Origin of the sequence: Citrobacter amalonaticus (genome assembly GCF_037053465.1) — a bacterium.
In the GTDB taxonomy this organism is placed as follows: domain Bacteria; phylum Pseudomonadota; class Gammaproteobacteria; order Enterobacterales; family Enterobacteriaceae; genus Citrobacter_A; species Citrobacter_A amalonaticus_H.
In genome coordinates this window covers 373,962-386,045 of record NZ_JBALIF010000001.1, presented here as the reverse complement: position 1 = coordinate 386,045, position 12,084 = coordinate 373,962, and the positions used below count along the sequence as shown (strand labels likewise).

Here is a 12,084-nt window from a genome sequence, read left to right as displayed (position 1 = left end):
GACTGGATATGCTGATTCTGATTTCACCTGCAAAAACGCTCGACTACCAGAGCCCGCTGGCGACGACGCGCCATACGCTGCCTGAACTGCTGGACCACTCCCAGCAGTTGATTCATGTGGCGCGCAAACTCTCCGCTCCTCAAATTGGTAAGCTGATGGGCATCAGCGACAAGCTCGCCGATCTGAACGCCACCCGCTTTCACGACTGGCAGCCGGACTTCACGCCGGAAAATGCGCGTCAGGCCATTCTCGCGTTTAAAGGGGATGTGTATACCGGCTTACAAGCTGAAACGTTCAGCGAAGCCGATTTCAATTTTGCGCAGCAGCATTTGCGTATGCTTTCAGGGCTTTACGGCGTGTTGCGTCCACTGGATCTGATGCAGCCTTATCGTCTGGAAATGGGGATTCGCCTGGAAAACGCCAAAGGGAAGGATCTGTATCAATTCTGGGGCGACATTATTACCGATAAGCTTAACGAAGCGCTTGCCGCGCAGGGCGATCGGGTGGTGATTAACCTTGCGTCGGATGAATACTTTAAATCCGTGAAGCCGGAAAAACTGAATGCCGAGTTGATTAAGCCTGTTTTCCTCGACGAAAAGAACGGTAAGTTTAAGGTCATTAGCTTTTATGCCAAAAAAGCACGCGGCCTGATGAGCCGTTACATCATCGAAAATCGCCTGACAACGCCTGAACAGCTCACCGGCTTTAACAGCGAAGGCTACGCCTTTGATGAAGCGGCCTCCGGGAATGGCGAACTGGTGTTTAAGCGTCACGAACAGTAATGCATAATCCGCCGGATATCGGCTACGCCTTATCCGGCCTGCCCATCGGTACCTTCTTACGAGCCCGGCAAGCGATAACGTCACCGGGCACGATGCTTAACACGTCATCATCAGCTTACGCAATGCAGCAAAATCCGCTGGCAGATGATGTGAAAGCAGCGGCAAATCCGCACGCTCTGCCAGCTCTTTTGGCAATTCCAGCGTTTCATTCAGAATGGCTTCCACACTCTCTTTAAACTTCGCCGGATGCGCAGTGCCGAGGAACAGACCGTATTCCCCCGGATTAAGCTGATCGCGCAAAGCGCGATACGCCACCGCCGCGTGCGGTTCAGAGGTGTACCCTTTCGCTTTTAACTCACGCATCGTTTCCTGCGTGGTTTCATCATCCACCGCCGCATAACCCAGCTCACTCAGACGCCAGATTTTACGCCGGAACAACTCTTCCACACGCGGCCAGTTGTTAGGCTGACTGACATCCATCGCGTTAGACAACGTCGCCTGGGTCGCTTTTGGCGCCCATTCGCCACCTTCCAGGAAACGCGGCACCGTATCGTTGACGTTAGTGGCAGCGATAAAGCGTTTCACCGGCAGGCCAAGAGATTTCGCCAGCAGACCCGCAGTCAGGTCACCAAAGTTTCCGCTGGGAACCGAGACAACCAGTTGATTACGGGCTTCCTGCGGCAACTGCGCAACTGCTTCAAAGTAATAGCAAATCTGCGCCAGCAGACGGCTGATATTAATTGAATTCGCGGAGTTCAGCCCCAGTGCCGCTTTCAGTTCTTCATCGTCAAACGCCTGTTTAACCAGCGCCTGGCAGGCATCAAAATCGCCGTCGATCGCGACGGTTTCAATGTTGCCGCCCAGGGTACAGAACAGTTTTTCCTGCAACGGACTGATCTTGCCATTTGGATAGAGGATCACGACGCGCACATTCGGCAGACCATAAAAAGCATGGGCAACAGCCGCACCGGTATCTCCGGAGGTTGCCGTCAGAATGGTCACCGGTTTGTCACCGCTGATATGGGTCAGCATCTGCGCCATAAAACGGCCACCGAAATCTTTGAATGCCAGCGTCGGACCGTGAAACAGCTCCAGGCATCCCACGTCGCTTTCCACCTGGGCGACCGGCGCCGGGAAGGCAAACGCAGCGCGTACGCGCTCTTCGAGGATCTCTTGCGGGATTTCGTCGCCAATAAATGCGGAAAGGATTTTCGCGCTACGGCTCACGAAGTCCAGGTTGAGCATCTCATCAACCTCGGTCAGGTTGAATTCCGGCAGATCGTGGGGGAAAAAGAGCCCCTGATTTTTGCCAAGCCCTTGCGTGACGGCCTGTGCAAAACTGACCTGTTCGTTGTGATCTTTAAGATTGTAGAGTTTCATCAATTATCCCAATACTCGTGCGCCCGCCGTGTCCAGCCGGCAAATATGAACAAAGCCTTCCTGATTTTGCAGGTAGTGATTTCCCAACCAATCCGCTACGCGCTGCGCCGTATCGGGTTTATCGCAGAGCGCAAACAGCGTCGGCCCGGAACCCGAAATACCGCTCGCCAGCGCGCCAGTTTCCGCAACGGCCTGGCGTGCCTGGGCAAACCCTGGTAACAGACGTTCGCGATAGGGTTCAGCTATCACATCTTTCATCAGTTTCGCCGCCAGCCCAGGCTGACGGGAATAACAGGCGTGAATAAATCCAGCCAGGTGCCGCCCGTGGGCAATGCAATCCTGGCGACGGTATTGCGCAGGGAGAATCGCCCGCGCTTCCGCCGTGGAGACCTTAATGCCTGGATAAGCCAGCACCCATAGCCACTCATCAAAGCCTGGCACCTGCTGACTGATAATGCCGTTTTCTTCGATCATCAGTTGCATACCGCCGAGGAAGCACGGAGCGACGTTATCGTAGTGAACGCTGCCGGAGATACGCCCTTCCAGTTCCCCCATGATAGCCAACAGGCGCGTATCGTTCAGAGGCTTGCCGCAGTGCTCATTCATTGCCACCAGCGCGGCAACCACGGAGCAGGCGCTGGAACCTAACCCGGAACCAATCGGCATGTTCTTTTCGAGCGTCATCGCCACCGGAATGGTTTTACCCAGCTCCTGGCAAAAACGCTCCCAGCACTGATAGACAATGTTTTCACGCGGTTCTGGCGGCAGTTTATCGGCAAAACGCCCCAGATTATTCAGACTGAAGCTGCCAGCCGCCTCAACGGTGACCACATCGCCCAGAAGTGAGCCGTCAACTGGCGTCACTGCCGCCCCGAGCACATCGAATCCAACGCTCATATTGGCACTGGAAGCTGGGGCATAAACTTTAACCATCTTAGACTCCTAACTTCCATGAGAGGGTACGCAACAGGTCGGCAAATACCCCAGCCGCCGTGACGTCGTTGCCTGCGCCATAGCCACGAAGCACCAGCGGCAGAGGCTGATAATAGTGGCTATAGAAAGCCAGCGCGTTTTCGCCGTTTTTCACTTTATATAGCGGATCGTTACCGTCTACTTCAGCAATTTTCACCCGACACACGCCGTCCTCTTCAATGTTGCCAACATAGCGCAATACTTTGCCCTCATCACGGGCTTTCGCCACGCGGGCAGCAAAGGCATCGTCAAGCTGTGACAAGTTCGCCATGAACGCCGACACGTCTCCGGAATCGTCAAATTCCCCAGGCAGAACCGGCTCAATGACAATGTCAGAAAGCTCCAGTTCACGTCCGGTTTCACGGGCCAGAATAAGCAGCTTACGCGCGACATCCATTCCGGAAAGATCGTCACGTGGATCCGGCTCGGTATAGCCCATTTCACGCGCGATGCGGGTCGCTTCAGAGAGGCTCATCCCTTCATCAAGCTTACCGAAAATAAACGACAGCGAACCTGACAAAATACCGGAGAATTTCTGCAGTTCGTCACCGGCGTTTAGCAGGTTTTGCAGGTTTTCGATTACCGGCAGGCCCGCACCGACGTTGGTGTCGTAGAGGAATTTACGGCGTGATTTTGCCGCAGCAAAACGCAGTTGATGGTAGTAATCCATCGACGAGGTGTTCGCCTTTTTGTTCGGCGTAACCACGTGGAAACCTTCACGCAGGAAGTCTGCATATTGGTCGGCTACCGCCTGGCTGGACGTACAATCGACAATCACCGGGTTCAGGAGATGGTATTCCTTCACCAGACGAATTAAGCGCCCGAGGTTGAATGGCTCTTTCGCTTCCGCCAGTTCCGCCTGCCAGTTTTCCAGATTCAGGCCGTGGACATGGGTCAACAACGCCCGGGAATTCGCTACGCCACACACGCGCAGATCAATATGTTTATTTTTAAGCCAGGTTTGCTGACGTTTGAGCTGTTCCAGCAACGCGCCACCGACACCGCCCACGCCAATCACAAACACCTCAATGACCTGATCGGTATTGAACAGCATCTGATGCGTGACGCGAACGCCCGTGGTGGCATCGTCATTATTAACAACTACGGAGATTGAACGTTCGGAAGAGCCTTGCGCAATCGCCACAATATTGATGTTGGCTCGCGCCAGCGCAGCAAAGAACTTCGCTGAAATGCCCCGCAGCGTGCGCATACCATCGCCCACCACGGAGATGATCGCCAGGCGCTCGGTCACCGCCAGTGGTTCCAGCAATCCCTCTTTCAGTTCAAGATAGAACTCATCCTGCAAAGCGCGCTGGGCGCGTGCGCAGTCCGCCTGCGGCACACAAAAACTGATGCTGTATTCAGAAGAAGACTGGGTTATCAAAACAACGGAAATCCCGGCCCGGGACATTACCGCAAAGACGCGAGCCGCCATCCCCACCATCCCTTTCATGCCAGGACCAGAGACGTTGAACATCGCCATGTTATTCAGGTTTGAAATCCCCTTCACCGGCAGATCGTCTTCATCACGACTGGCGCCAATCAGCGTACCGGGTGCCTGAGGATTACCGGTGTTCTTAATTAGGCAAGGGATCTGGAACTGAGCGATGGGGGTGATGGTACGGGGATGAAGCACTTTAGCGCCGAAATAGGAGAGTTCCATTGCTTCCTGATACGACATCGACTTCAGCAACCTGGCATCTGGCACCTGACGAGGGTCGCAGGTATAGACGCCGTCGACGTCAGTCCAGATCTCGCAACAATCGGCACGTAAACAGGCAGCCAGAACCGCTGCGGAGTAGTCAGAACCATTGCGTCCCAGCACCACCAGCTCGCCTTTATCGTTACCCGCGGTGAAGCCCGCCATCAGCACCATGTGATCGGCAGGAATGCGCCCGGCGGCGATGCGACGAGTCGATTCAGCGATATCAACGGTGGATTCGAGGTAGTGCCCCACCGCAAGTAGTTTTTCGACCGGATCAATGACGGTAACCTGATGACCACGCGCTTCCAGTAGACCCGCCATGATGGCGATAGACATCTTTTCACCGCGGCAAATGAGCGCGGCGTTAATGCTGTCCGGGCACTGCCCGAGCAGGCTGATACCATGCAAAACATGTTTGATTTGAGCGAATTCCTGCTCCACGAACACTTTCAACTGTGCCAGCGGGAAGCCGGGCTGAGCGTCGGCAAGTCCGGTCAGAAGTTCGGAGAAAATACGTTCGGCATCGCTGATATTGGGTAGGGCATCCTGACCTCCGATGGTCTTTTCAATCATCGCCACCAGATGGTTGGTAATTTTGGCGGGGGCAGAAAGAACGGTCGCTACCTGCCCCTGCCTGGCATTGCTTTCCAGAATATCGGCAACCCGCAGAAAACGTTCTGCATTTGCCACTGATGTACCGCCGAACTTCAACACTCGCATGGTTGTTACCTCGTTACCTTTGGTCGAAAAAAAAGCCCGCACTGTTCGGTGCGGGCTTTTTTCTGTGTTTCCTGTACGCGTCAGCCCGCACCGTTACCTGTGGTAATGGTGATGGTTGTGGTAATGATGGTGCTGATGCGTTTCATGGATGTTGTGTACTCTGTAATTTTTATTGTCTGTCCTGTATCCCTATATTGGTTAAAGTATCTCGTGACCTAAGTCAATAAATTTTGCATTACTCACGGAGCGAAACCGGTTCATGTACTGCTGCATAGCCCATTACTTTCGCCCAATGTCAGCGGTCACCACCTCTTGATTTCAGAGTTATTAACCAAAAATAAAGAATCATATAACATTTTATTTTGTGATATTTTTTTCGATATCATGGACTAAACGATGCAACATTGCCGTGTCTCGCTGCCCCAACAGCCCTAAACGTTGTTGCAACCAGTCGACCAGTTTGACGTCATCTGCGACATCCAAAGAAGCCAGTAACGTCATGACGCGAGATCGTAATGCTTGTAACTGAAATTCGTCAGATGCATCGACCTCTTTAGCAGGTTGTTGCATTAAACTTGCTAATTGATAACAGTAAACCATCACCGCCTGCCCCAGATTTAGCGAAGGATAATCAGCAACCATCGGCACTCCGGTCAGCACATCCGCCAGCTCCAGTTCGTCGTTCGTTAATCCGGAATCTTCTCGACCAAACACCAGCGCCGCATGATTCATCCAGGCCGATTTTTCTTCCAGAATCGGAACCAGTTCGGCTGGCGTGGCGTAGTAATGAAACCTGGCGCGGCTGCGCGCTGTGGTGGCGATAGTAAAATCCACATCGGAAAGGGCCGCCGCCAGCGTCGGAAAAACAACAATATTATCAATAATATCGCCCGATCCGTGTGCGACCCAACGGGTGGCGGGCTCATGATGCGCTTCGCTGTCGACGATACGTAATTGCGTAAATCCCATGGTTTTCATGGCACGCGCTGCCGCGCCGATATTTTCCGCCCTGGCGGGAGCGACAAGAATAATGGTTATGCGCATTTTTTTACTCTTTATGCTTGTCCGCGAATAATAATGTGAGCTTTGTCAAGATATTACGCGGCGCGAATTTACAAAATTTTAACGAAAATCACTGAAAAACCATTTCACGTTTTATAAAAGGCGCTAAACTATTCCCTGAGTTTACTACTGCTTTTTATGTTAACAGAAACAGTATATCCATCTGTTTATCTGAGGTAATTTGATTTAAAATGAATCTCATCTATTGGATTCGCCGTGTTAATTAGTTATCTTCTGCAACTAGTTGGATTATTGCAATTTTGTGATGAACGCTAGCATTTAGATACGATGATTTCATCAAACTGTTAACGTGCTACAATTGAACTTGATATATGTCAACGAAGCGTAGTTTTATTGGGTGTCCGGTACGTCTTAGCCTGTTATGTTGCTGTTAAAATGGTTAGGATGACAGCCGTTTTTGACACTGTCGGGTCCTGAGGGAAAGTACCCACGACCAAGCTAATGATGTTGTTGACGTTGATGGAAAGTGCATCAAGAACGCAATTACGTACTTTAGTCATGTTACGCCGATCATGTTAATTTGCGACATGCATCAGGCAGGTCAGGGACTTTTGTACTTCCTGTTTCGATTTAGTTGGCAATTTAGGTAGCAAACATGCAGACCCCGCACATTCTTATCGTTGAAGACGAGTTGGTAACACGCAACACGTTGAAAAGTATTTTCGAAGCGGAAGGCTATGATGTATTCGAAGCGACAGATGGCGCGGAAATGCATCAGATCCTCTCTGAATATGACATCAACCTGGTGATCATGGATATCAACCTGCCAGGGAAGAACGGTCTTCTGCTGGCGCGTGAACTGCGCGAGCAGGCTAACGTTGCGCTGATGTTCCTGACTGGCCGTGATAACGAAGTCGATAAAATTCTCGGCCTCGAAATCGGTGCAGACGACTACATCACCAAGCCGTTCAACCCACGCGAATTGACTATCCGTGCCCGCAACCTGCTGTCCCGTACCATGAATCTGGGTACTGTCAGCGAAGAGCGCCGCAGCGTTGAAAGCTACAAGTTCAACGGCTGGGAGCTGGATATCAACAGCCGCTCGCTGATTGGTCCTGATGGCGAACAGTACAAGCTGCCACGCAGCGAGTTCCGCGCCATGCTTCACTTCTGCGAGAACCCGGGTAAGATCCAGTCTCGTGCCGAACTGCTGAAAAAAATGACCGGCCGTGAGCTGAAGCCGCATGACCGCACTGTTGATGTGACCATCCGTCGAATCCGTAAGCATTTCGAATCGACGCCGGACACGCCGGAAATCATCGCCACTATTCATGGTGAAGGTTACCGTTTCTGTGGCGATCTGCAGGATTAATCGGGTTACCACCGTCAAAAAACGGCGCTCAGTGCGCCGTTTTTTATTGCCTCTCTTCAGCCGATTCTACTTCCACAAGCGTAAAGACTCATCCTCTGTTGCGGGCACTGAAGGTGATGCTGTTTTGGTACGAGAAAACGCATACCAGTCAAGATGACGCGTCAGGAACATTACGCCGCCAAGCGCCAACAGCAATACTCCTGTTCCCAACAACAGGGCGCTGTCTTCGGAACGAAGCAGAACCCACATCACGCCATCCAGCGCCAGTAAAGCAAACGTGAAGGCCACACTACTCCGCCAGCCTTTCAGGACGGCCTGAAGATAAACCCCATTCATCAACGCCCCCACCAGACTGGCAACAATCCATGCCAGCGTGAAACCGATATGTTCCGAGAGCGCCAGGAGCAGCAGATAAAACATCACCAGCGACAGCCCCACCAACAGATACTGCATCGGGTGAAGTTTTGTCCCCGTTAAGGTTTCAAACACGAAGAATGCCATAAACGTTAAGGTGATCAGCAAAATGGCGTATTTTGTCGCCCTGTCCGTCAGTTGGTATTGATCGGCTGGGGTGGCAACCGCAACGCTGAACGACGGAAGGTTATACCAGCCATCCTTTTGCGCTGCCGCGAACCGATCGCCCAGATTGTTTGCAAACCAACTGCTTTGCCACTGCGCCTGAAATCCTGACGCGCTGATTTCACGCTTGCCTGGTAAAAAGTCACCAAGGAAATTCGGATGCGGCCAGTTACTGGTCAGCGTCATTTCACTGCTGCGACCTACCGGAACAACAGAGAACGACCCCGTACCACTTAAATTCACCGACATCGACAACGCCACATCTCGTTTCGCCCATTGCGCATCGGGAAGCGGGATATGGACCCCTTCCCCACTTCCGGTTAAGCCTGTACCCGGTTCAACGGCCAGCGCAGTCCCATTCACCTTCGGGGCTTTTACCACGCCAATACCACGCGCATCGCCTACGCCAACCACAATAAACGGCTGTCCCATCGTCACGTTGGGTCGCTCCAGTTCGCGCAGTCTGGCGACATCAAATTCGGCTTTCAGCGCCACATCTGTCTGCCAGACCTGTCCCTGGTAGATACCAATTTTTCTCGCCTCAACGTTCTGATTTCCCTCAACCATTAGCGATTCGGGTAGCCAGAAGTGGATATAACTGCGCTTATGCTCCACCGGTTTCTCATTTTCCAGCACGGTGTATAACTCGGTCACGGGCACTGCAATCAGTGGACCGACGATTTTTTGTGGGCCACTGGTACTCTGGCGAATAGCATCTTCCACGGTATCGCGGTAATCAGCACGCTCGACAATAATCTGTCGCACCATCATCAGTGGGATCAACAGCAACACAATCGCGCCACCTAAGGTGACGATTTTCCAGAACAGGGGGGATTTCAACATAGCGTTCTCCTTATGCAATACCCGCAGAATAAGCACGCTATGTGGGGGGAATTTGAAGTTATGTGAAGTGACGGTGAAGTGTTAACGTAGCCTCTACACCGCCTTCCGGTCGGTTACGCAGTTCTGTGTGTCCTTTCAGTAGCCGCGCCACTTCACTGACGAATGCCAGTCCAAGACCACTGCTTTTCTGGCCATTCTCTCTCGGCAATGAGTAAAAACGGTCAAATATCTGCGGTAACGCATAATCAGGAATGCCCGTACCGGTATCGGTAATCGTCAACGTTACTCTCTCTGCGTGTGCCGTTGCGCTCAGGGTAACCGTTCCGCCTTGCGGCGTGAAATCAATGGCGTTATCCAGAAGATTACCCAGCGCCTGTTCCAGCAAAGCAGGTTCTGCACTGACGCTCAACGCCGAAGGGATTATCGCCAGCGCAATCTCCTTGGTCGCCAGTTGGATAGCTCGCGCTTCACTGATTTGCGCAAACAAGGCATCGACATCAACCGGGGAGAGCGCAATCTCCTGACGATTTTCCAGCCGCGCCTGGCGCAACAACGTTTCAACGAGTATCTGCATCCGCGCGTTCTGGCTGAGAATATTGTCGGTAAAGCGTTTAACGACGTCCGGAGGTGGACTTTCCCGGAGGATTTCTGCGGCTCCGCGGATGGCCGCCAGTGGGCTTTTCAGTTCATGAGTCAGGGCGTAAACGTACTGTTCAATATAATTTTTGCCCTCCAGTCTCAGGCGCATACTCTCCAGCGCCTGAGCGAGTTTGCGCAACTCACTGCTTCCCAGTTCCGGTAATGGCGTTGGCCGGTTTTCAGTCACCGAATCCGCGTAGCGCGTCAGGCGGGCAATCGAGCGGTTAATCCACCAGACCATACCCGCGCCAATGATCAACGCGATACCGAGCAGAATCGCGCTGGCCCAGAGGATTCGGCGTTCACTGCGTTTAATGACCGGTGCCATAGCCGCATTAGGTTTACCGACACTCAGTACGCCAATGATCTTTCCCCCATCGGTAATCGGTGCTGCAACGTACATCACGGAGCTTTCCGGATCGCTTGGATCCTGCGGCGTACTGCGCGCGCCATATTGCCCACGCAGCGTTAACCAGACATCGTTCCAGCGTGAGTAGTCCTGCCCTTGCGCTTTGTTCGCGGAATCAAACACGACTTTGCCCTGCACATCGGTCATGTAGACATGGTACTCGTTACGAACCTTATTGATGCCGCCGATATTGGCGCGAAACGGACGGTTATGCAGTTGCGTAAACGCCTGGGCGAGCTGCCCCTGTGCCGGATTGCCTGACAGGAGATCGTCACGCGCCAGCGCCGCCAGTAGCGTGGCGGTATCGATAAGGGTGCCTTCGGTTGCGCGGCGTACGCCAGGTTTGATCTCCTGAACAAAAATTGAGAGAACAAACCACGCGGCAACGGCGACAATCAGGAAATAGCCCAGCAGCAAACGCATGCCGATACGCATCAGAGACTCCTCAGGCTGTAGCCCATCCCACGATGCGTGTTGACAGGGGAGAGATCCGGGTTGATAGCGCGGAGTTTAGCGCGCAGGGTTTTGATATGCGTATCAACCGTCCGGTCAAAGGTGTCCTGTGCATCGGCCCAGACGATATCCATCAGTTGCTGTCGCGAATAAACGCGACCAGGGGAGGACAGCAATGTTTTCAGCAGCAAAAATTCATAGCGGGTGAGAGACAAAGGCGTACCAAACCAGCTCACTTCAGCCGCCAGCTCATTAAGCTCAAAATGGCCGATTTTGACAACGGGCGGCGGCGCGGAGAACTTCTTCACCCGGCGTAACAGCGTGCGCACCCGGGCGCACACTTCCCGCGGGGAAAACGGTTTGGCGACATAATCATCCGCACCAATTTCCAGTCCCAGCAGGCGGTCTACTTCGTCACTGCGTGCCGTCAGAAAAAGGATGGGTAACGCCGGATGACGTTCCAGCAGGCGGCGGCATAACTCAAAACCACTGATATCCGGCAAACCGACATCCAGGATCGCCACATCCGGGCACTGATGGCGCGATTGCTCCAGCGCAGGCAACCCGCGCGCGAAGGCCTGAACGCTAAAGCCCTCCTGCTGAAGCATATAAATCAGGGTATCCGCGATACCCTGTTCATCTTCTACCAGCCACACTGACACCTGCTGCATAATGCGTCCCTGTTATTGGCGCCACGGCATGATTGGCACAGCGCTGATTGCATTTTTAGGTGACCCCTCAACAACCTTGTCAGAGTAAGCCAGATAGGCCAGCGCGTTACGTTTGGCATCGTAAAAACGCACCACCTGTAAGGATTTAAAAACCAGCGAGGTGCGTTTCTTAAAGACGACCTCGCCCTCTGCTTTACCGCTTTTGATCCGGTCGCTCAGGACGATCGGGCCCACCTGTTGACAGGAGATAGCGGCATCGGAGGTATCCTCTGCCAGCCCAAGCCCACCTTTAATCCCGCCAGTTTTGGCGCGGCTGACATAACAGGTCACGTTTTTAACATCAGGATCGTCGAACGCTTCGACGATAATCTTATGATCCGGCCCCAATACTTTAAACACCGTATCAACAGACCCAATTTGTTCCGCATGTGCCAGTTGTCCCAGCATTAAGAGAACAGCAGAAAGGACTAAACTCTTGTATTTCATATTGTTACCATTTTTAAGATTCGCGCGGTGTAATTATTCAACATTGTAAA

12 protein-coding genes and 1 other annotated feature are annotated in these 12,084 nt (G+C 52.8%); of the genes, 2 read left to right on the top strand and 10 right to left on the bottom strand.

Annotated features, from left to right (window positions below):
- The first annotated feature begins 8 nt into the window (after positions 1-8).
- Entirely contained in the window at positions 9-782 is a 774-nt protein-coding gene (gene yaaA, locus WB371_RS01815; protein ID WP_336218414.1) for a peroxide stress protein YaaA, read from the top strand.
- 96 nt (positions 783-878) lie between these two features.
- Here yaaA and thrC read toward each other — a convergent pair whose 3' ends face one another.
- The 6 genes from thrC to yjjY form a co-directional block, all read right to left on the bottom strand.
- Complete coding sequence (gene thrC, locus WB371_RS01810) at positions 879-2,162, bottom strand: threonine synthase (RefSeq protein ID WP_336218413.1); 1,284 nt, start codon at positions 2,160-2,162, stop codon at positions 879-881.
- Between the two features lie 3 nt (positions 2,163-2,165).
- The gene (gene thrB, locus WB371_RS01805) at positions 2,166-3,095 is read right to left on the bottom strand and encodes a homoserine kinase (RefSeq protein ID WP_336218412.1); all 930 of its coding nucleotides are present in this window, start codon (positions 3,093-3,095) and stop codon (positions 2,166-2,168) included.
- A 1-nt stretch (position 3,096) separates the two neighbouring features.
- Entirely contained in the window at positions 3,097-5,559 is a 2,463-nt protein-coding gene (gene thrA, locus WB371_RS01800) for a bifunctional aspartate kinase/homoserine dehydrogenase I (RefSeq protein WP_336218411.1), read from the bottom strand.
- Positions 5,560-5,584: 25 nt separating this feature from the next.
- Positions 5,585-5,704, bottom strand: a sequence feature (Thr leader region).
- A complete protein-coding gene (gene thrL, locus WB371_RS01795) occupies positions 5,640-5,705 on the bottom strand; it encodes a thr operon leader peptide (protein ID WP_222699670.1) in 66 nt (21 codons plus the stop codon). It overlaps the preceding feature by 65 nt.
- A 211-nt stretch (positions 5,706-5,916) precedes the next feature.
- Positions 5,917-6,603: a tRNA/rRNA methyltransferase gene (locus tag WB371_RS01790; RefSeq protein ID WP_336218410.1), complete on the bottom strand. Its 687-nt coding sequence runs from the start codon at positions 6,601-6,603 to the stop codon at positions 5,917-5,919.
- Between the two features lie 398 nt (positions 6,604-7,001).
- Positions 7,002-7,142 (bottom strand): protein YjjY, encoded by a 141-nt coding sequence (gene yjjY / locus WB371_RS01785; RefSeq protein ID WP_001303782.1) that lies wholly within the window; start codon positions 7,140-7,142, stop codon positions 7,002-7,004.
- A 95-nt stretch (positions 7,143-7,237) separates the two neighbouring features.
- On the opposite strand from yjjY, the gene arcA reads away from it, so the two are divergent.
- On the top strand, positions 7,238-7,954 hold the full coding sequence (gene arcA / locus WB371_RS01780) for a two-component system response regulator ArcA (RefSeq protein WP_001194359.1): 717 nt from the start codon (positions 7,238-7,240) through the stop codon (positions 7,952-7,954).
- 66 nt (positions 7,955-8,020) lie between these two features.
- On the opposite strand, the gene creD is transcribed toward arcA, so the two are convergent.
- From creD to creA, 4 genes are read right to left on the bottom strand one after another with little or no spacing between them, the layout of a single operon-like run.
- Positions 8,021-9,376: a cell envelope integrity protein CreD gene (creD, locus tag WB371_RS01775; RefSeq protein ID WP_336218409.1), complete on the bottom strand. Its 1,356-nt coding sequence runs from the start codon at positions 9,374-9,376 to the stop codon at positions 8,021-8,023.
- 58 nt (positions 9,377-9,434) lie between these two features.
- Positions 9,435-10,859, bottom strand: a complete 1,425-nt coding sequence (gene creC / locus WB371_RS01770; RefSeq protein WP_336218408.1) for a two-component system sensor histidine kinase CreC — start codon at positions 10,857-10,859, stop codon at positions 9,435-9,437.
- A complete protein-coding gene (gene creB / locus WB371_RS01765; protein ID WP_336218407.1) occupies positions 10,859-11,548 on the bottom strand; it encodes a two-component system response regulator CreB in 690 nt (229 codons plus the stop codon). The genes creC and creB overlap by 1 nt, the downstream gene beginning before the upstream one ends.
- 12 nt (positions 11,549-11,560) lie before the next feature.
- Positions 11,561-12,034: a protein CreA gene (creA, locus tag WB371_RS01760; RefSeq protein WP_336218406.1), complete on the bottom strand. Its 474-nt coding sequence runs from the start codon at positions 12,032-12,034 to the stop codon at positions 11,561-11,563.
- Positions 12,035-12,084: the final 50 nt, after the last annotated feature.